General features: G+C 57.9%; 18 protein-coding genes, 1 tRNA gene and 1 other annotated feature. Of the genes, 4 read left to right on the forward strand and 15 right to left on the reverse strand.

Annotated features, from left to right (window positions below; genetic code table 11):
- Nucleotides 1–176: 176 nt before the first annotated feature.
- Complete coding sequence (locus J5441_01315; GenBank protein MBO4933795.1) at nucleotides 177–341, reverse strand: zinc ribbon domain-containing protein; 165 nt, start codon at nucleotides 339–341, stop codon at nucleotides 177–179.
- A gap of 946 nt (nucleotides 342–1,287) precedes the next feature.
- On the opposite strand from J5441_01315, the gene J5441_01320 reads away from it, so the two are divergent.
- Nucleotides 1,288–1,821 (forward strand): hypothetical protein, encoded by a 534-nt coding sequence (locus J5441_01320; protein MBO4933796.1) that lies wholly within the window; start codon nucleotides 1,288–1,290, stop codon nucleotides 1,819–1,821.
- A gap of 297 nt (nucleotides 1,822–2,118) precedes the next feature.
- Here J5441_01320 and J5441_01325 read toward each other — a convergent pair.
- A tRNA-Gly gene (locus tag J5441_01325) sits at nucleotides 2,119–2,192 on the reverse strand.
- Between the two features lie 304 nt (nucleotides 2,193–2,496).
- Between J5441_01325 and J5441_01330 the strand changes: the two genes are divergently transcribed.
- The gene (locus J5441_01330) at nucleotides 2,497–3,651 is read left to right on the forward strand and encodes a hypothetical protein (protein MBO4933797.1); all 1,155 of its coding nucleotides are present in this window, start codon (nucleotides 2,497–2,499) and stop codon (nucleotides 3,649–3,651) included.
- A 74-nt stretch (nucleotides 3,652–3,725) separates the two neighbouring features.
- Complete coding sequence (locus tag J5441_01335) at nucleotides 3,726–5,072, forward strand: glycosyltransferase family 2 protein (protein MBO4933798.1); 1,347 nt, start codon at nucleotides 3,726–3,728, stop codon at nucleotides 5,070–5,072.
- A 94-nt stretch (nucleotides 5,073–5,166) separates the two neighbouring features.
- On the opposite strand, the gene rplL is transcribed toward J5441_01335, so the two are convergent.
- The 13 genes from rplL to J5441_01400 all read right to left on the reverse strand — a co-directional run bounded on the left by rplL (nucleotide 5,167) and on the right by J5441_01400 (nucleotide 18,036).
- Nucleotides 5,167–5,550: a 50S ribosomal protein L7/L12 gene (gene rplL / locus J5441_01340; GenBank protein ID MBO4933799.1), complete on the reverse strand. Its 384-nt coding sequence runs from the start codon at nucleotides 5,548–5,550 to the stop codon at nucleotides 5,167–5,169.
- 48 nt (nucleotides 5,551–5,598) lie between these two features.
- Nucleotides 5,599–6,138, reverse strand: coding sequence for a 50S ribosomal protein L10 (locus tag J5441_01345; GenBank protein ID MBO4933800.1), 540 nt, complete (start codon nucleotides 6,136–6,138; stop codon nucleotides 5,599–5,601).
- A 59-nt stretch (nucleotides 6,139–6,197) separates the two neighbouring features.
- Nucleotides 6,198–6,348, reverse strand: a sequence feature (ribosomal protein L10 leader region).
- Nucleotides 6,349–6,381: 33 nt separating this feature from the next.
- Nucleotides 6,382–7,074 (reverse strand): 50S ribosomal protein L1, encoded by a 693-nt coding sequence (gene rplA / locus J5441_01350; GenBank protein MBO4933801.1) that lies wholly within the window; start codon nucleotides 7,072–7,074, stop codon nucleotides 6,382–6,384.
- 2 nt (nucleotides 7,075–7,076) lie between these two features.
- A complete protein-coding gene (rplK, locus tag J5441_01355; protein MBO4933802.1) occupies nucleotides 7,077–7,502 on the reverse strand; it encodes a 50S ribosomal protein L11 in 426 nt (141 codons plus the stop codon).
- Nucleotides 7,503–7,622: 120 nt separating this feature from the next.
- Complete coding sequence (nusG, locus tag J5441_01360) at nucleotides 7,623–8,150, reverse strand: transcription termination/antitermination protein NusG (GenBank protein ID MBO4933803.1); 528 nt, start codon at nucleotides 8,148–8,150, stop codon at nucleotides 7,623–7,625.
- Nucleotides 8,151–8,171: 21 nt separating this feature from the next.
- Nucleotides 8,172–8,381, reverse strand: coding sequence for a preprotein translocase subunit SecE (secE, locus tag J5441_01365; protein MBO4933804.1), 210 nt, complete (start codon nucleotides 8,379–8,381; stop codon nucleotides 8,172–8,174).
- A 16-nt stretch (nucleotides 8,382–8,397) separates the two neighbouring features.
- Complete coding sequence (gene rpmG / locus J5441_01370) at nucleotides 8,398–8,547, reverse strand: 50S ribosomal protein L33 (protein MBO4933805.1); 150 nt, start codon at nucleotides 8,545–8,547, stop codon at nucleotides 8,398–8,400.
- Between the two features lie 233 nt (nucleotides 8,548–8,780).
- On the reverse strand, nucleotides 8,781–9,437 hold the full coding sequence (locus tag J5441_01375) for an aquaporin (protein MBO4933806.1): 657 nt from the start codon (nucleotides 9,435–9,437) through the stop codon (nucleotides 8,781–8,783).
- Between the two features lie 69 nt (nucleotides 9,438–9,506).
- Nucleotides 9,507–10,901: a hypothetical protein gene (locus J5441_01380; GenBank protein ID MBO4933807.1), complete on the reverse strand. Its 1,395-nt coding sequence runs from the start codon at nucleotides 10,899–10,901 to the stop codon at nucleotides 9,507–9,509.
- A gap of 71 nt (nucleotides 10,902–10,972) precedes the next feature.
- Entirely contained in the window at nucleotides 10,973–12,355 is a 1,383-nt protein-coding gene (locus J5441_01385) for a hypothetical protein (GenBank protein MBO4933808.1), read from the reverse strand.
- 25 nt (nucleotides 12,356–12,380) lie between these two features.
- On the reverse strand, nucleotides 12,381–13,235 hold the full coding sequence (locus J5441_01390) for a dockerin type I repeat-containing protein (GenBank protein MBO4933809.1): 855 nt from the start codon (nucleotides 13,233–13,235) through the stop codon (nucleotides 12,381–12,383).
- A gap of 14 nt (nucleotides 13,236–13,249) precedes the next feature.
- A complete protein-coding gene (locus tag J5441_01395; protein ID MBO4933810.1) occupies nucleotides 13,250–15,448 on the reverse strand; it encodes a hypothetical protein in 2,199 nt (732 codons plus the stop codon).
- A 194-nt stretch (nucleotides 15,449–15,642) separates the two neighbouring features.
- Nucleotides 15,643–18,036: a hypothetical protein gene (locus tag J5441_01400; protein ID MBO4933811.1), complete on the reverse strand. Its 2,394-nt coding sequence runs from the start codon at nucleotides 18,034–18,036 to the stop codon at nucleotides 15,643–15,645.
- Nucleotides 18,037–18,173: 137 nt separating this feature from the next.
- On the opposite strand from J5441_01400, the gene J5441_01405 reads away from it, so the two are divergent.
- Nucleotides 18,174–19,283, forward strand: coding sequence for a DUF3810 domain-containing protein (locus J5441_01405; protein ID MBO4933812.1), 1,110 nt, complete (start codon nucleotides 18,174–18,176; stop codon nucleotides 19,281–19,283).
- Nucleotides 19,284–19,519: the final 236 nt, after the last annotated feature.

Here is a 19,519-nt window from a genome sequence, read left to right on the forward strand (position 1 = left end):
AGCAGTTTTGAACGAGATGTTTATCGTTCAGGCAAAACAACAAAACAGCGGTCATACTTGACGTATGGCCGCTGTTTTTTGTGAAGCATGGGCGGGAAACAGCCGTTCAAAACCCGACTTATCCCTAATTTGCGCGCCCTTCCGGCGGTCTGTTTTGCGTATAAGCGAGCTTTGTGTTACTGAAGCTTGTTGCCGCAGTTATTACAGAAAGCGGCGTTGGGGTCGACCTGCGAGCCGCAGGAGGTGCAGAACTTCGCGGCGGGCGCCTGCTGAACCGGCGGGACCGGCGGGACCGGCGCGTCGGGAGCGGCGTAACCGTTCTGCTGCCGGAACTGCTGCAGAGGGCCGTTCTGCTGGCCGTACTGCTGTCCGTAGGGCTGCTGCGGACCGTAGCCGTAGTTGTTCTGCGGGCCGTACTGCTGAGGCTGCGAGGTGTTCCCGAGCTTGAAGTAGTAGTAGCAGAATGCTCCGGGGATTGCGACGCCGAGAAGGATGCTGAGGATAAAGGAAATAGTTCCCTCAGCGCCTCCGGGAATAGCATTTTTGATAACGGTATATAACCAATTAAAAACGCCGAGATAGAGGAAGTATACAACAGAGGCAATTCTCGCACCGTTCAGATTGTTGCCGTACGCATCCTTTTTCACATAAAGAATGCTGGTTACGACAAGCGGCAGGAGTGTCAGCAACACGCTCAGCAGGTTTTCGAACACGAATTCGTCATTAATGAGCGTCGAGATAAATGCATAGACTACTTCTATAAACAGAATAACCCATCCCGATACGGAAAAACGTATCGCCGTGAATATGTTCTTTTCAGCTCCCATATTCAAGAAATACGCAGCAAGCGCGAATGCGGGAACAGCAAAGACAAAATACTGTCCGATAAGCGTTGCGAAGGTGACTATAATCCCTTCAGCGCTCATATAATCAATCCAATCGAAAACGCGAATGATTGAAATGATCATTAAGGCGGTAAATCCGAGCGCGAGGATGATAAACAGCCCGGCAAGCAACGGGTTTTGTTTTTTTGTTTGCATAATAAGACCTCCATAAAAATAATTGGGACTTTGCTTGATTTCATTATAATATGGATACCGCCGCAATGTCAATAAAAAGTTGCAATATGAGAAAAAAGCGCAAAAGAAATCGAAAATTCGCTTTTTCCGCCCGTGTGAAACGCGCGCGGCGCGGCTGCGCTGGCGCAGAAGCGAGATTGACTTCCGCGCCGGATTATGCTAAAGTATAAACGTTACCCGGCGAATAATTATGAAAGAGAGAACCATTATGAAAAAACTGTTTGCGATCATTCTCGCGCTCGTTATGGCGGTCTCCCTTGCCGCCTGCAGCGAAACGAACGTCCCCGAAACTCCCGTCGACACGTCCGAGCCCGTGCCGGCGTCCGAACCCGACGGCGCCGAAGACGTGCTTTCCTTTATCGGCAAGGACGAGATCTATTTCGACGTTCATCTGACTGACGGCCTTTTCGACAAGACCTCGATCAAAGTCGGCGATAAGGTCCTGACCGAGTCCGGAAAAGCGACCTACACCGGAACCGAGGATATCGTTTTTGAAGGAACCACCGACAGGGACGACGACGTTTATCTCGTGATCCTTTCTCTCAAAGAAGGAGAGAGAGCGACGAGCGACTACACCATCGTGGACGCGTCCGCGCTGGCCGATATGCTTGCAAGAAAAGTGTCGATCCACAAGACCGGCAAGGACAAGATCCTCGTTATCGTGACCGACACCAAGGACGGATACGATCACACCTTCGACGCCGCGCTGGCAGATATGATCAAGATCGCGCTTCAGGGATGATCCGCGTTCCGTCGCACGGCGGCCGCCGCAGGATTTGATTTCCGTTTCCGTCAGGAACGGATAATTGAAAGAATACGAAGAAAAACCGCTCCGATCCGGAGCGGTTTTTGCTTTGTGGTTATCGTGCGGAATCGTAAATCCGTGAGTATTACAAAATGATATATCGCCTGACGGCGATATGATATACTTGCTCCGCAAGCATGATATACCGTGCTGTGCGCGGTATGATATAATATCCGTTCCGCGGGGAACGGATATCATTGCAAAAGAGCGATGCATTCGCATCGCTCTTTTGCATGGAGCGGGATATGGGAGTCGAACCCACCTCCGAGCCTTGGGAAGGCCCTGTACTACCGATGTACTAATCCCGCGTTTTCACTTGTGAATGCTATTCTACCACACGATGAAGATTTTTTCAATGGTATTTTTTATTTTTTCAAACAAAAAACCTTCCCCGCGGTAAATGAAGAACATAGGCGCTTCGATGATGAAGAATCGAACGGGAAACGATTCTTTTTAAGACCGGCGTATCCCTGATTTGCCTCCCCGAAAGTCTCTTAAATCTCATATTTCCCCCCGACACTGCACAATATATATGCGGTATCTCTTGACTTACGGCGTGATTTGTGGTACATTTTTGTATACAGTGTATTTATTATAAGGGGGCGTGCGGCGTTGGAGAAGATCAGGGTTTTGTTCCCTTACGTGGAAGCCGGATTCGGACACATTATGCCGATGAAAGCTCTCGAACAAACCTTCCGTAAAAAATACGGCGACAAGGTCGAGATCATCTCCTCTCGCTTTTACACCGAAACCGGCGACAGTCACCTGCGGAAATACGAGCAGATGCTCGCCCGTCAGGTGCGTATATACAACAGATTCCCCCCTATCGGCTTCCTCGCGACCGGCGCCTGCGAGTTTTTCGGCAGCACTCTGTCTTCGTTCGCGTCGATGCGGCTGATCGCGCCGTTTGCCTGCCGCAGAGGCATAAAGCGTATGCGCGAATTGGCTCCCGACGTAGTGGTCGATACGCACTGGGCAACGCACTACTACGCCGTGCGCATCAAGCCGAAGCCGCTGACCGTTATGTACTGTCCCGACGCGCAGCTGAACAAGCTCTTCGAATACAACTGCGACCTCGTGCTGATAAGCATGCCTAAGGGCTACGAAAAAGGAATGCGCAAGCGGCGCTTCAACGAGGACAACCTCAAGCTCGTACCCTTCCTCATCCGCAACGAGGCGTTCGACGTCTGCCGCGACAAGAGGGAACTCCGCCGCAGGCTCGGACTGCCGGAGGACAACTTCACCGTGCTGCTCGTCGAGGGCGCTTACGGGATAGGCAAGATCGAGAAGCTCACGAAGCTGCTGATCAAAGAGCATCTGCCGCTCACGGTCGTCTCCGTCTGCGGCACGAACGAGAAGCTCTATAAGCGCATGCAGAGCTTCAACGCCTCTGAGGAGGTCACATTTGCGCCTTACGGCTTCGCGGACAATATGCTTGAACTGCAAGCCGCTTCTGACCTTTTCTGCGGAAAAAGCGGCAATATGCTCGCCGAGGCGACGTTCTACGGAAACCCGTCGGTCGTCACGCACTTCGCGAACCTCATCGAGCGCAACATCGCCGATCACTACCTCAACACCGTCGGCTGCGCCGTAAAGCGCTTCCGCCCGAAAAAGGCGGCGGCGCTGATAAAGGAGTTCGCGCTGAACGAGGCCGCGGCCGCACCATACCGACGCGCCGCCGAGAACTACGCCGGGCATTTCGGTTCGGACGAGGCCGCCGACGTCATCTGGCAGAAGATCACCGAGCGTTTCCCCGAGCTTCGCTGACACGGATACTCACAGCCGCGGACGCGGTATCAAAATAAAGGCAGAGCTTTCCGCAGGCGGAAAGCGAAACGAGAATGAGTTATTTAGACATCGTTTTTCTGATCACCAATATCCTGTTTTTGCTGCTTGGAGCGATAATGGTACATTTCGCTCTGTTTGCGATCGTCGGCATTTTTAAGAGGACGTCATATCCGCATACCGACAAGATCAACAAATACGGCGTAATCATTCCCGCGAGGAACGAGGAGAGCGTCGTCGCCGGACTCATAGACAGCATCAGGAAAAACAACTATCCGCAGGACAAACTGCAAATCTTCGTGATAGCCCACAACTGCACCGACAGGACCGCGGAGATAGCGCGGAGCTGCGGAGCGACCGTCTACGAATACGACAATCCGCGGGAAAATACGATGGGCTACGCCTTCAAGTATCTCTTCTCCTGCATCGAACGTGACTACGGTACGCAGACCTACGACGGTTTCTTCCTCTTCAACGCCGACAACATACTCGACGCGAACTACATAACCCGGATGAACGACGCATTCGAAGGCTGCAACAGAGACGCCGTCATCACTTCATACAGAAACTCCAAAAACTTCGGCACAAACCTCATATCCGGCCTGTACGGTATGTATTTCGCCGTCGGCTGCCGTCTTGAAAGCCGCGGCAGGACGGCGCTCGGCTGCTCCACCCGCGTGCAGGGCACCGGATACCTTATCAGCTCGAAGGTAGTCAAAAACGGCTGGCCCTACGTTTCGCTGACGGAGGACTGGGAATTCACCGCCGATCAGATCCTTTTCGACAACAAGATCCGCTTCTGCGACGACGCGGTCTTTTACGACGAACAGCCGACCTCCATACGCATTATGTGGCGCCAGCGGGTACGCTGGTCACGCGGACACCTGCTCGTCTTCTACGCGCGTTTCAGGGATCTTTTCTCCTCCCTTTTCAAAAAGAAGACGCGGCACCGCGTTTCGCTCTATGACATCACCGCGTTCATCCTGCCGGTAACGCTCATACTCATACTGCTGCAGATACTGCAGTTCGGACTGATGATGATCGCGCCGCTCGTCGACAGCAGCGTTACGCTGCGCGAGGTCTTTTTCGGCACGACGGCGAATTTCTTGACCTCCCGCGGACTGCTGTTCATATGGGCAAGATCGGCGGTCGTCTCATTCGCCGTGACTCTGCTGACCGCGATTGTGATCTTCATAATCGAGCGCAAGCGCATCAAGGGAGTCAGCTTCGGCAGAAAGGTGCTTATAGCCCTGCTTTGGCCGGTGTTCCTGTTCATACAGATGCCGATAGACGTACAGGCGTTCTTCTCGCGCAACCTCGGCTGGAAGCCTATCCCGCATAACGATCAGACAAAATTCGAGCACGTCAACGACGCGTGCGAAGGCTCTCCGCAAACCGAATGACCGGCACGCGTAAATAACGGAAATCTTATCGCGCATATAAAAACAGACGCCTCCTCGCGGAGGCGTCTTGCTTTTTGTTTTTGTGAAGAAATGATTACTTCAGCTCGACAGTGGCGCCGGCTTCTTCAAGCTTCGCCTTGATGGTGTTGGCTTCGTCAGCGGAAACACCGGTCTTGACGGCCTTGGGGGCGTTGTCAACGAGTTCCTTGGACTCCTTGAGTCCGAGGCCGGTCAGATCCTTGACGGCCTTGATGACGTCCATCTTTCTCTCGCCGATGCCGGCAAGGATGACGTCATAGTCGCTCTTCTCTTCGGCAGCCGGGGCAGCCGCAGCGCCGGCAGCGGGGGCGGCCGCAACCGCGACGGGGGCGGCGGCGGAAACGCCGAACTCTTCCTCAAGAGCCTTGACGAGCTCAGCGAGCTCCATAACGGTCAATGCCTTAACGTCTTCGATAAGCTGTTCAACTTTAGTTGCCATTTGAAATTACCTCCAAATAAATTTTGAAATTGATTGCCGCGTAATTGATTACGCAGACTGTTTTTCCTTCTGCTCCTTTATTGCGTTCAACGCAACGGCGAGCCCGCGGATGTTTCCGTTGAGCACTGTAACGAGTCCGGAGATCGGGGCGTTCAGGCCGCCGAGGACCTGGGCGATAAGTACTTCCTTGGAGGGAAGCGACGCGAGTCTCTCAACGCCGGCGGCGTCGAGCGCGTTACCGTCCACGAAGCCTGCCTTGATCTTGAAGAACTTGTTCTTCTTGGCAAACTCCGAAAGTGCCTTGGCGGGGGCGGCCATTTCCTCGGCGGACAGCGCGATGGCCGTCGTGCCGACGAAGGTGTCGTCCATTCCGTCATAGCCGGCTTCTTTGAAAGCGCGGCTCAGAAGTGAATTCTTGATGACGGCGTAGGTCGCTCCGCTTTCTCTGAGCTTGGCGCGAAGTTCGCGGTCCTGCGCGACGGTCAGTCCCTTGTATTCAACCAGGACGCCGGTCACGGATCCGCGTATCTTCTCGGAAAGCTCCTTCACGAACTGCTGTTTTTGCTCCAGGATTTTCGCACTAGGCAAATCTGTCACCTCACAAAAACATTTTCCGCGCCCCTTGCGGCAGGGGCGCCGCCGGATTTTCCGGCAATAATAAATTTGCTCTTCCGCAAAACCGCAGAAGAGCAAAAAGTCACAATTTGAAACAGAACTTTTTTGCGTCTTCCTCGGCAGGCGGTTACCCATTAGACGCTTTCGCGTACCTGCTGTCTTCGGAACAGCAAATATTATTATACACGCTTTTTTCTCTTTGTCAAGAGAAATTTTTTACATAACTCTGGAGGGGTTGATCTTTATGCCGGGGCCCATGGTGGACGCGATGGCGCAGGAACGGATGTACTGTCCCTTCGCGGCGGCGGGCTTGGCGGCGTTGACCGCGGCCAGCAGAGTGTTGAAGTTCTCGGTAAGCTTCTCGGTGCCGAAGGAAGCCTTGCCGATAACGCAGTGGATGATGTTGGTCTTGTCGAGACGGTACTCGATCTTACCGGCCTTCAGATCGACGACGGCTTTCGCCACGTCCATCGTTACGGTGCCGGCCTTCGGGTTAGGCATAAGGCCCTTGGGTCCGAGGATCTTACCGAGACGGCCGACGACGCCCATCATGTCGGGAGTCGCGACGACCACGTCGTAGTCGAACCAGTTCTCGTTCTGGATCTTGGGGATGAATTCGTCGCCGCCGGCGAAATCGGCGCCCGCGTCGAGAGCTTCCTGAACCTTGTCGCCCTTGGCGAAGACCAGGACTCTGACGTTTTTGCCGGTGCCGTGAGGCAGGACGACCGCGCCGCGGACCTGCTGGTCGGCGTGACGGGAGTCGACGCCCAGCTTGATGTGGATCTCGATGGTCTCGTCAAACTTGGCCTGAGCGGTCTTCTGAACGAGATCGATCGCTTCTTCTACTTCGTAAAGCTTGGTGCTGTCAAGCAGCGCCGAGCCGGCGTTGTATTTCTTTCCGTGTTTCATCTTCAGCCCTCCACAACAACGCCCATGCTGCGGGCGGTACCGGCGATCATCTTCGCAGCCTGATCGAGATCGTAAGCGTTCAGATCCTTCATTTTGATCTGAGCGATCTCTTTGCACTGCTCGAAGGTCATGGTCGCGACCTTGGTCTTGTTCGGGACGCCAGAACCCTTCTCGAGGTTCAGGGTCTTCTTGATGAGGACCGCGGCCGGAGGAGTCTTCGTGATGAAGGAGAAGGAATGGTCGGCGTAGACGGTGATGACGACGGGGATGATAAGCCCGATGTCGTTCTTGGTACGCTCATTGAATTCCTTCGTGAATCCCACGATGTTTACACCGTGCTGTCCAAGCGCGGGGCCGACGGGCGGCGCGGGAGTCGCTTTGCCGCCGGGGATCTGCAGCTTGATGTAGGCAATTACTTTTTGAGCCATTGTTTTCTTTCCTTTCTTTCGGCGTAAGCGCACGGCTTCGCCGTAATGTGGTATGGCGGGAAAGCTCGTTCCCTTCCACGATATTTAAGGCGGTTGCCCGCATTAAATCGTACCTTTAGGTCACTCCTCGACGGCAGCGACCTGATCCAGATCGAACTCGACGGGAGTCTCGCGCCCCATCATCGCGATGAGCACGGAAACCTTGCCGCGTTCCTTGGATATTTCGGAGACCTTGCCGGTGAAGCCCTCGAAGGAACCGTCGATGACCTTGACGGTGTCGCCCTCGGAGTAGCTCACCTCGACCTCGTGAACCTCGACGCCCAGCGCTTCGACCTCCGCCTCGGTGAGCGGAACGGGCTTCGATCCCGGGCCGACGAAGCCGGTAACGCCGCGGGTGTTTCTCGCGATGTACCAGGTGTCTTCGTTCATCACCATCTTGATCAGGACGTAGCCGGGGAACAGCTTGCGCTCGACCTCGACCTTTTTGTCGTCCTTCATCTCGGTGAAGATTCCGGTGGGGACCTTGACGTCAAGGATCTGATCGCGGAGACCGCGATTCTCGACTATTTTCTCGATGTTCTGCGCGACCTTATTCTCATAACCGGAATAAGTGTGCACGACGTACCATCTCGCATCTTCGGACGCCATATCAAATCTCCTGAACGGTTGTTACTTCGCCAGACCGAGAATGAACTCCAGGAACTTGGAGAATCCCAGATCCAGCACCCAAACGAAAGCCGTTACGAAGAGCATCATAACCAGAACGACGATGGTGTTGTTCAGGACCTTGCTCTTGGTCGGCCATTCGAGCTTTTTGAACTCAGAGACGAGCTCTCTGAAGTAGCGCTTGACTCTGCCCTTTTTTTTGGTTTCAGCCATTTCAGTGCCCTCCCGATTACTTCGTTTCTCTGTGCAAGGTGTGCTTGCGGCAGAAGCGGCAGTACTTGTTCATTTCAAGTCTGTCGGGATCGTTCTTCTTGTTCTTGATGGTGTCGTAGTTGCGCTGCTTGCACTCGGTGCAGGCAAGAGTGATTTTGACTCTCATCGGATTTCCTCCTGTTCGTTAGTGTTCCTTTGCGGAACTCCCTCGGCCCGTTCGGGCATTTCGGGGCGCACAAAAAAAGAACCCCTCCAATGCGAGGTGGATTCTATGGTAACACACATTTGCGAAAAATGCAAGCATTATTTTTATTTATTTGAAAAATTTTTTCGGCGGGCAGAGGATCTCTCCCCTGCCCGCGCAAAAAACATTCTTCGATTCAGCTTACGCAGCCGCGATTACGCTTCCTTTTCCTTGCCGGAGAGGCAGCGGAAAACGAGAGCCGCGAGGCACGCGCCCACCAGCGGAGCGAGGATGAAGATCCAGACCTGGCTCAGAGCGTCGCCGCCCGCAAGCAGCGCGGGTCCGAAGGAACGCGCGGGGTTGACGGACGTGCCGGTCAGTCCGATGCCGAGCAGATGGACCAGCGTCAGCGTCAGACCGATAACGATACCGGCGGCGGAGCCGAACTCCTTCTTGGAGGTCACGCCGAGGATAGCGAAGACGAAGACGAAGGTCAGGATGACTTCGATAACGAGTCCCTGCCAGATCTCAACGCCCGGCTGGCACGCGTTCGCGCCGAGGCCGCTCTCGCAGCCGAAGAAGGCGCAGAGGATGCCCGCGCCGGCGATAGCGCCGAGGAACTGGGCGCAGACGTACTCGAAGAACTCAACGAGTTTCATCTTGCCCGCGACGAGCATACCGAAGGACACGGCGGGGTTGATGTGGCATCCGCTGACGTTACCGACAGAGTACGCCATAGCGACGATCACGAGGCCGAAGGCGAGCGCGGTCGCTACGAGGTCGGCGCCGGAAACGATGGCGATGCCGCAGCCGAATACGACGAGCACGCAGGTGCCGATGAATTCAGCCAGCATTTTCTTGAAGGTTGTCATTTCTGTTTTCCTCCCAAAAGATTTTTCGCGTTTTCACGCGTATACAAACCGCCTCAGGCGGCTTATACATTATTGATCCTGCCACGAAACGAAGAGCCCGCCGGGACTGACGGTGCCGTCCAGCAGCGTCAGCTCAACGGTGTGCCACGCGGGCGCGTCGCCGTCATACAGGAAATAATACGCATAGCGCCCGGAGGATATGAGCAGATGCTCGGCGTCCAGCCAGATCGGATCGCCTCCGTCGATGGTGACGGTCGCCTTGACGGTGTCGGATTCGCTCTGCTGTATCGGCATAATGATGCGCGAGCCGTAGCAGCGGAGGATCAGCGGATCCGTGCCGTTGCCGTTCGCCTGCCAGGACGAGCCGTTAGTCAGGTATCTGACAAAGCTTCCCATACTGACCGGCGTGGTGTTGCGGTAGTTATACCATTTCGTGTTCTGATAATAGTACGGCACGGGCGTGTCCTCGCGGACGGGCTTGACCTCGGAGGAAAGCTTGTCTATGTTCTGATAGACCGCCTCGAGATAGCAGTTGATGAGCTGTCCGCACATCGCGTGGCCGGCGTTGGTCGGATGCACCCAGTCGGCGCAGATATCCGTCCATACGAACTTGCCGCCGTTGTGACCGTATCCGATAACGGACGGCCAGACAGCGTCGCAGTAGCTGACCATCGGCAGATCGTAAAACTCACCGATCGGGATCTGATCGCGCTGTGCGTTGGTCCCGCCCTCGTTCATAACGAAGAAGAGCATCGTCGCCGGCTGGCTCTTATAGGTGATGATGCGGCGCACGAGGGACGCGTACGCGTCGCGCTGCCAGTCCATCAGCTCGTCGTTGACTCCGAACTCGATGACGACGAAGTCGGGATCGTATTTCAGCAGGTCGTCGTCCACGCGGTGTACGCCGAAGAGGCTCGGCGTTCCGCTCTGACCGGCGTTGACGTAGTTTATCTTCGCCTGCGGGAAGGTATCCTTCCACCACTTCTCGACGACTCTCGCCCAGCGTGCCTCCTGAGTCGTCGCGGCGCCGCCGTAGGTCACGGAACCGCCGATGAAGCCGACGGTGATCTCCTCGCCAGCCATCGCCTTGCGCATGACTCTGACGAAACGCGCCGGATCGCCGAGGGAGGTCATACCGCGGTCGACCATGAACTGCTCAAGTCCTGTCGCGAGCGCCGCTTCCGTAATAGGAACGGTCAGCTCGAAGTCGCCGGAGAGCCCTTCGGCAGTGATGAAGCCCATCGCGCAGCGCATGATCTGCAGCGCGTCCGCGACTGTGACGGAGCCGTCCGAATCGACGTCCGCTTCCGCGGCGTAAGCGTCGAGTCCCGCGGCGATGCGCAGCGCCTTCAGCGCGTCGGAAACGGTAATCGCGCTGTCGCCGTCTACGTCTCCGGGACCCGCCGCCGCGACCATGGTCGTGAACATCGCGAGTGCGAGGAGTATGGCTATGATTTTCTTCATATTATATCACCTTTCTTTTCGGCGCTTTTTATTATTGACTGTTTGCCGATTAGGGTACGGCTAATCCCGGCTTACCACGAAGTGAAGAGTCCGAGTATCGTCAGCGTGCCGCTGAGCGAGGATATTTCGATAGTGTGCCAGCCTTCCTCGCGTTCGTCCAGCTTGTAGTAGGCGTACTGGCCGGCGGCGATGAGCAGGTTATCGTTGTCGATCATCACCGCGGGACCGCCGTCGACGGTGAAGGAAGCCTTCATTGTGGCGGCCTCCTGCTGCTTTATCGCAAGCGAAACGCGCTTGCCGTAATAGCGTATGACCAGCGGATCGCTGTCGCCGCTCGTGGCTCTCCACGAGAAGTTGTCGCCGGTATATTTCGCGAAGCCGCCGAGGCGCACGGGCGTCGTGTTACGGTGGTTCAGCCACGCGGTGTGCTCGTAGATGTACGGAAGCGGAACGTCCTCGCGGACGGGTTTGACTTCGGAGGAAAGCTTGTCGAGGTTGTTATAGACGGCCTGCAGCAGGCAGTTTATCAGCTCGCCGCAGATGGCGTGTCCCTTGTCGGTCGGGTGGACGTAGTCGGCGACGATCTCTTCCCACGTGTAAGTCGAGCCGGTGCCGTACGGAGGTTTGACCTCCGGCCAGATCGCGTCGCGTTCGCTGACCATCGGCAGATCGTAGTATTCTCCTATCGGCTGCTGATCGGGCTGAGCGTTGCTGCCGTCGTTATTCGTCATGAAGAAGAGCATGACCGCGGGCTGCCATTCGGCGGTAAGCACGCGGCGGACCAGCGAGGCGTACGCCTCCTTCTGCCAGTCCTGAAGGTTATCGTTGACGCCGAATTCGATCATAACGAAATCGGGTTCGTACTGCATCAGGTCTTCCTGCATACGGTGTACGCCGAAGAAGCTCGGGGTGCCGCTGTAGCCGGCGTTGACGTAGTTTATCCTCGTATTCGGGAAGGTGCGCTTCCACCACGCCTCGACGACGCGGGTGTAACGGGTATATTCGGTAGTTGCCATGCCGCCGACGGTTATTGAGCCGCCTATGAAGCCGACGGTGATCTCTTCGCCCGCCGCGGCTTTACGCATAACTCTGACAAGGCGCGCCGTGTCGCCTACGTTGGTCATACCGCGGTCGACCATCGCCTGCGTCACGCCGTAAACAAGCGCCGCTTCGGTAACTTTCACGCTTATCTGCGTATTGCCGGAAATACCGGCCGGAGTGATGAAGCCGACGGCGCAGCGGAGTATCTGCAGCGCGTCCGCGGCGGTAACGCTGCCGTCGCCGTCGACGTCCGCCGAAGCGGCGTACGGCTCGAGCTGCGCGGCGATGCGCATCGCCTTCAGCGCGTCGGAAACGGTCACGCCGCCGTCGCCGTCAACGTCGCCGGAGACCGCGGCCGCCGCCATCGTCGTGAACATCGCAAGCGCGAGGATTATCGAAATCAGTTTTTTCATAGCGTGTCTCCTCAAACTGTTTTTATCAGACGTAAATATCAAACGGCTCTGCGAGTTTCGCGGCGATGCGGAGGATCGCAAGCGCATCCGCGACGTTGATCTCGCCGTCAAAGTCGACGTCGCCGACGCGCATATCGAGCTCGCCCGGCTCCTGAAGTCTGACGGCTATACGCAGCGCAGCGAGCGCGTCGGAGACGGTGTGGACTCCGTCGAAGTCCAAATCGCCGAGCAAATAGCCGTTTTCCGGCTCCCACTGCGCTTCGACGGAAAGCCCGGTCAGCGGTATCGCGGCGTCGCCGAGCGGCGAGCCGTCGGCGTTTTTCCAGCCGCTTATCTTCATACTGTCGCGTTCGAACAGCTCCGCGCCGTTGGCGTTCAGCCATTCCTCCGCCGCGAAGCCGGCGGGCGCCCATATCGTTTTAGTTTCGCCGTCTTCGCCGGAAGCGGCTGTCAGCGGCGCTTCCAGATACGCGCACACCCAGTCGTTGTTTTCACCGCGGTTGGGTATCTGCACGCAGACGGCGCATTTGCCGAGCAGCTTCTCGACCGAACCGTTCACGCTGACGGCGAGTCTGCCGCCGGAAACGCAGTTCTCCGCTTTGAAAAGGCGGAACGTCAACGGCTCAGCGGCGCCCCCGGGGACGTCGGATATATCGCCGACTGAGACGTAAATGCTGACGTTGATATACTCGCCGGCGGCTATCCCTTCGGCGTCCGCTTCTATCGCGATCGTGCCTACGGCGCCGTCGCCCGGAGTGAAGCGCGCGGTCATATTCTTTATACTGTAAGACGTCGGGACCGCTTCCGCCGATGCGAAAGCCGGACAGAGCACAGCTCCGAACACGACCGCGGCGATTATTATGGAAATGACCTTCTTCATTTCGGCCTCCTGTGTTATTCAGAAACCAACCCGATCGCTTTCCGCAGTATCGCGAGCGCGTCGGCGACGGTGACTTCCCCGTCGAGGTCGGCGTCCGCGGCGGCGCGGATAAGCTCGTCCGCGTCATCGAGCCCCGCCGCTATGCGGAGGGCGCGGAGCGCGTCGGAAACGGTAAACTCCCCGTCGAAGTCAACGTCGCAGAGGGTGTATACGGGTTTTGGGATTATCCTTGTTTCGATATGCGACGCGTCGTTTTTGCAAACGCGTGTCTCTTCGCCGTCTTCGAATACGGAGACGGGCTTCGTAATCTCCCATTCGCCCCAATCGTGAGCGTCCGGAATCGGCTCGCCTGTCTCGCGGCTTTCGGTATGCGAGGCGTCGTTAAGGCAGACGCGGATCTGCAGTTCTCCGTGCGCACAGTTCGCCTCTTCGGAGGTACGCCACTCGCCCCAGGCGTGCGCCTCCGGATCTATCGCAAGTTCACGCGTTTCGGTATGCAAAGGATCTCTCTTGCAGACGCGGGTATCAGTTCCGGCGGCGGCGCAGGTCGCGGGAGTCGTTGTTTCCCACTCGCCCCAGTCGTGACCGAGCGCGTCGACGGCCCTCGTCTCGAAAGCGTCGCAGCGGGAGCAGTATCTCGTCTCCTCGCCCGCCTCCGTGCAGGAGGGCGCCTTCGTCTCGGTCCATTCGCCGAAACCGTGGCCGAGCGCGTCGGTGTAACCGTCGGTGTAGCTGTCATAGCAGCGCGTGCAGGTGTAGGTCGTATAACCGCCCTCCGTGCAGGTCGGGTCGGTCACTTCGGCCGCGTAATCGTGGCCGAGCGCGGCCTGACCCTCGCGGGTCTCGGTATGCGACGCGTCGTTCGCGCAGACGCGCGTTTCAACGGCGGCGGTTTCGCAGGTCGCGGGGAAAGTAATCTCCCACTCGCCCCAGGCGTGCGCCTCCGGATCTATCGCAAGTTCACGCGTTTCGGTATGCAAATGATCTCTCTTGCAGACGCGGGTCTCAGTTCCGGTGGCGGCGCAGGTCGCGGGAGTCGTTGTTTCCCACTCGCCCCAGTCGTGACCGAGCGGCGCGGCCTCACGCGTTTCAAGCGCGCCGCAGCGTGAGCAGCGGCCGGTCTCTTCGCCCGGCTCGGTGCAGGTCGGCGCGACGGTGACCTCCCAGCCGGTGAAATCGTGGCCGAGCGGCGCGGCGCCGTCGCGGGTTTCTATATGCGACGGATCGTTCGCGCAGACGCGCATATCTCTGCCGGCGACGGTGCATGTGGGAGCGATGATCTCGCTCCATTCGCCCCACGAATGACCGCCCGCGGCGTCGGGCTCGCCGAACTCGCGCGTCTCGGTATGCGAAGCGTCTCTGGCGCAGACGCGGGTCTGCACCTCCTTCGCGACGCAGGTGGCGGGAGAAACGGTCTCCCATTCGCCCCAGTCGTGACCGAGCGGGTCGGTCGTCTGTCTTTCCGCGTGCTCGGGATTGTTCGCGCAGACGCGCATGATCAGCCCGCCGTTCTCGCAGTCCGCGGGTCTTATCTCTTCCCATTCGCCCCAGGCGTGGCCGGTGGCGGGATAGTAATCGGTGTATTGATCGCCGCACTTCGAGCAGACAAAGTGCGCGTAGCCGTCCTCCTCGCACGTCGCGGGAGCGCTGTCCGTCGCACGCCAGTCGTGAGCGCAGACGATAGTGATACCGCCGTTCGTCACGCTGTACGCAACGGGGACGGGCATGTCGTTTTCGTTGCGCGAAAGCTCGGTCACCGTGAGCGAAACCGCGGTGAAACCGAGCGGAGCGTCCTCCGCAACGTCGAAAAGCAGCGTACCGAAGCAGTCGTATTCGCCGGGGTAATACCCCTCGGCGCCGCCTGAAACGAACGCGGAAGCGTAACCGAACGAAACTGCGCCGTTCACGGCGTTCTCGGCGTTTACGCCGAAAATGCACGGCTCGCCGGTCTCTATCTGCCTGCGCAGTTCCGGATTCAGTTCAAATCCGGCGAAACAAAGAGCGGAAGAATCGAACTCTATGGTTGCCTGAATCGCTCCCCAACGCGGCGATGCGGAAATCCGCACGTCGATCTGTGCGCCCTCCGTCCCGCGCGTGACGGTTTCTGCGGTATCGACGGTGATATTCACTTCGTCCGCCGCGGCCGTCGGAACGGCGGCGCAAAGCGGCGCGAGCATCAGCGCGACAAGCAGCAGCGAAAGCAGTTTCTTCACGTTACGATCTCCATATCTTCCGCGGATAGCCCATTTCAAGTCAACAAAATGATACAATCCGCCTATTAGATTATTATTCATTATGTATTGTATCACACGTTCTCCGAAATTGCAATAGATTAGATTATAATTGAATACCAAAAAACGGAATGCCTCAGCGCATTCCGTCTTTTGCTTTTCAACTCAATGCTCGGTTACTCGGCGTGCTCCCACTCCTCCGCGGAGATGAGCTTAACGGAACGGCGTAGCACCTGAAGCGCATCCGCGACGGAGATTTCATCGTCTCTGTCCGTATCGGCGACGGCAAGTGAAAGCTCCGTTTGCTCGGTAAGCTGCGCCGCTATGCGCAGCACCGCAAGGGCGTCCGCAACGGTCACTTCACCGTCGAAGTCCATGTCGCCCTTGAGGTAGCGCGGTATATCGCGCGTTTCGACGTGCGACGGGTCGTTCGCGCAGACGCGGGTCTCCTCGCCGACGCGGTAGAAGGTCTGCGTTCTCGTGACCGCCCATTCGCCCCAGGCGTGACCGAACGCCGCTTCGCCCTCGCGGGTCTCCGTATGCGTCGGGTCGTTCGCGCAGACGCGTGTTTCGACAGCGGCGGTTTCGCAGGTCGCGGGGGAAGTAACCTCCCACTCGCCCCAGGCGTGCGCCTCGGGATCTATCGCAAGCTTGCGCGCTTCCGTATGCAAAGGATCTCTCTTGCAGACGCGGGTCTCCGTTCCGACGGCGGCGCAGGTCGCGGGAACCGTTACTTCCCACTCGCCCCAGTCGTGGCCGAGCGCGCCGACCGCTCTCGTCTCGAAAGCGTCGCAGCGGGAGCAGTATCTCGTCTCCTCGCCCGCCTCCGTGCAGGAGGGCGCCTTCGTTTCGGTCCATTCGCCGAAATCGTGGCCGAGCGCGGCCTGACCCTCGCGGGTCTCGGTATGCGACGCGTCGTTCGCGCAGACGCGCGTTTCGACGGCGGCGGTTTCGCAGGTCGCGGGAGAAGTTACCTCCCACTCGCCCCAGTTATGAGCCTCAGGATCGAGCGGGATCGGCTCGGTCTTCTCATGGTCGGGATTGTTCAAGCAGACGTAATGTACGGCGCCTTCGGCCGAACACGTCGCGGGCGTTCTGCCGCTCTCTATCCAGTAGTGGCCGGACGCGGCGGCGCCTTCGCGGGTTTCGGTTTCGCCGCAGCGCGTGCACGCGCGCGTTTCCACAGCGGCTTCGGTGCAGGTCGCGGGAGTCGTCTCCTCCCACGCGCCCCAGTTGTGACCGGCGGCGGCGATATCCTCGCGCTTGTATTCTCCGCACTTGGAGCATTGACAGACGACGTATCCCGCGTCAAGGCAATGTTCCTCGCGCCCGACCTCGGTCCATTCGTGGACGCAGGAGACCTTAACGCCGCCGTTGACTATCTCAAGCGGCAGCTGGACGCTGTCGCTGTTGGTGAGCTTGTTTATCGAAGCCGTAATATCGGAAAGACCCGCAGGCGCGTCCGCGGCGACGTTGAACTTCGCCGTCCCGAAATAGTCGTAGCCGCCGGAATGGTAGCCGTCGTAGCCGTCCGCAAAGTACGCGGCGGCGAACAGCACCTTTACCACGCCGTTCGCGGCGTTCGTCTTGTTGAGGGTATATATGTTCGCCTCGCCGTTGTTCGACTGATCCTGAAGCTCGGGGTTCAGCGCGAAACTCCTGAAGGTGAGCACGGCGGGATCGAAGTTAAGCTCGACGTCGATCGAGCTCCAGTGCGGAGTATCGGTGACGTAAAGCTTTACCTCGACGTTTTTGGCGTCGGGATCGGCGGCGACCTTCTCGACGCGCACGCGCACGCCGTCGAAGGGCGGGAGCACTTCCAGTATCTCAGTCCGCGTCGCGCCGCACCACACGCATTCGTAGGTTACGCTGCCTTCCGCTTCCGCGGTCGGCTCGACGCGCGCGATCTCGTTCCAGAGGTGGCCGCGCGCGGGCACGGTCTCGTGCTTCTCCGCGCCGCACTTAGAGCATACGCTGTCGGTGAAGCCGGCGTTTTCGCAGTCCATATCCGCGTGAGCGGTTACCGCCCATTCGTGCTCGCAGGCGGTAACGTTTACGCCGCCGGAGCTCTGTGTGAACGGCACGTCGGCGGATTCAAAATCCGTCAGCGAAGAGACGTTCACGGAAACCTCCGCAAGCCCCTCGGCGGCGGAAGGCGCGACGTCGAAGGTCAGCACGCCGAAGTAATCGTATCCGTCCGGGAAGTATCCGAAATAGCCTCCCGCGCTGCCGACGGCGGCGAAGTGTACGCTGACGCTGCCCGCGGCGGCGGAATCTGTATTGATCGTATAAATCATAGTCTCGCCGGCGGCTGCCTGCGCCTCGATCGCGGGGTTGCGGCGAAAGCCCTTGTAGGTCAGCTTCGACGAGTCGAAGGTGAAGCTCATATCGACGCCTGCCCAGTGCGGCTCGGCGCCCATTCTGACGTAGACCTCAACGCCGGTATCCCCCGGCGCGGCCGTAACGGTATCCGCCGCGACGGCGACGGAACCTTCCGCGAAAACGAAGCCCGACGGCGACGTTGTCAGCAGCATCGCAAATGCGATGATCATCGAAAGCAGCTTTTTCAAAACCATCCCTCCCGATTTTCTTTTATGATAAAATAATACCGCATTCCGAGAAAAAAGTCAATGTGCAAAACGCTCGCTTCCTGTTGAAATATCGCGAGCAAGGTGTTATAATCGAAAAAACGAAGGGAGGCCGGGATATGAAGCGCGAAACGCTCAAGCGAATACTGCCGAAGCTGCTGCTTTATCTGCTGCCGATAACGCTCGCGGCGGCGATATACTTCCTGCTGCCGCTCGCGCCGTGGGTCGCGGAGTATATCTTCGCGCGCGGGATATTCCGCGTCATCTCCGTGCCGCTCGGATTCATCATCTCGATATTCCCCTTCTCGATAACCGAAACGGCCGTGTTTCTCGCCGTTCCGGCGGCGGTCGCGCTGACGGCGCTCCTCTTCCGCCGCTGCCGCAGAAAAGGCGTAAACCCGCTCACGGCTCTGCTGAAACGCGTCTGGCTGATACTCTCCTGCGGACTGCTTATGTATATGGTGATGCACGGCGCGAACTACTACCGCTACCGCGCCGCCGACCTGCTGGAGCTTGATACCTTCGCGAAATCTGCGCAGTATCTGCAGGCGGTATGCGCCGACCTCGCGGAGAAGGCCTCCGCCGAGCGCGAGGCGCTGCCGGAGGACGAAAACGGCGTGACGAAGCTCTCCCGCTCGCTCTACGGCACGCTCTACGACGCGAACGACTGCTACGCGAAGCTGGACGACGAATACCCGCTGCTGTGGGGCTCCGTATGGTTCCCGAAGCCCGTGCTGCATTCGCACCTATGGTCCTACACCGGCATCGAGGGCGTCTATTGCCCGATCTTCTGCGAATCGAACGTCAACGTCGACATCCCCGACTTCGATATCCCCTATACCGCGGCGCACGAACTGGCGCATACCCGCGGCTTCGCCTACGAGGACGAGTGCAACTTCTTCGCCTTCCTCGCCTGCTCGGTATCCGACAGCGCGGACTACCGCTACTCCGGATACTTCTCGGCGTATATCTACTGCGCGAACGCGCTGTATAAGTACGACAAGGATATGTGGCGCGAGGTCTACGCACACTGCTCGGACGGGATGAAACGCGATATAAAGGCGCGCAACGACTACTGGAAGCAGTTCGAGGGCAAGGTCATGGAAGCGAGCCACAAGGCGAACGACACCTTCATAAAGGCGCAGCGCGACAAGCGCGGCAGCCTCAGCTACGGCGAAGCCGTCAAGCTGATACTTGCGTATTATGAAAAGTGCGGGTTTGCGGGATAAATTGAAATAATACGCAGACGTCAAAAGACCGGCGCGGTTAGGGCGCGCAAATCAGGGATACGCCGGTCTTAAAAAGGATCTTTTCGCGCCGGTCGGCGTTGAAACCGCTCGGAATACATACAGTATTCCATCGCGCTTTCGCCTTGTCCGACACAAAAATCTCTCTTTTTAAGATGCGGAGCAGTTTTGAACGAGATGTTTATCGTTCAGGCAAAACAACAAAACAGCGGTCATAC

The organism is Clostridia bacterium, from assembly GCA_017620395.1.
Classification (GTDB): domain Bacteria; phylum Bacillota; class Clostridia; order Oscillospirales; family RGIG8002; genus RGIG8002.

Excerpts from the sequence above, each read along its gene's own strand:
- rplK (MBO4933802.1), bottom strand. The coding sequence starts at position 7,502 with ATGGCTCAAAAAGTAATTGCCTACATCAAGCTGCAGATCCCCGGCGGC.
- J5441_01335 (MBO4933798.1), top strand. The coding sequence starts at position 3,726 with ATGAGTTATTTAGACATCGTTTTTCTGATCACCAATATCCTGTTTTTG.
- J5441_01375 (MBO4933806.1), bottom strand. The coding sequence starts at position 9,437 with ATGACAACCTTCAAGAAAATGCTGGCTGAATTCATCGGCACCTGCGTG.
- J5441_01380 (MBO4933807.1), bottom strand. The coding sequence starts at position 10,901 with ATGAAGAAAATCATAGCCATACTCCTCGCACTCGCGATGTTCACGACC.
- J5441_01385 (MBO4933808.1), bottom strand. The coding sequence starts at position 12,355 with ATGAAAAAACTGATTTCGATAATCCTCGCGCTTGCGATGTTCACGACG.
- J5441_01320 (MBO4933796.1), top strand. The coding sequence starts at position 1,288 with ATGAAAAAACTGTTTGCGATCATTCTCGCGCTCGTTATGGCGGTCTCC.
- nusG (MBO4933803.1), bottom strand. The coding sequence starts at position 8,150 with ATGGCGTCCGAAGATGCGAGATGGTACGTCGTGCACACTTATTCCGGT.
- rplL (MBO4933799.1), bottom strand. The coding sequence starts at position 5,550 with ATGGCAACTAAAGTTGAACAGCTTATCGAAGACGTTAAGGCATTGACC.
- rplA (MBO4933801.1), bottom strand. The coding sequence starts at position 7,074 with ATGAAACACGGAAAGAAATACAACGCCGGCTCGGCGCTGCTTGACAGC.
- J5441_01405 (MBO4933812.1), top strand. The coding sequence starts at position 18,174 with ATGAAGCGCGAAACGCTCAAGCGAATACTGCCGAAGCTGCTGCTTTAT.
- secE (MBO4933804.1), bottom strand. The coding sequence starts at position 8,381 with ATGGCTGAAACCAAAAAAAAGGGCAGAGTCAAGCGCTACTTCAGAGAG.
- rpmG (MBO4933805.1), bottom strand. The coding sequence starts at position 8,547 with ATGAGAGTCAAAATCACTCTTGCCTGCACCGAGTGCAAGCAGCGCAAC.
- J5441_01390 (MBO4933809.1), bottom strand. The coding sequence starts at position 13,235 with ATGAAGAAGGTCATTTCCATAATAATCGCCGCGGTCGTGTTCGGAGCT.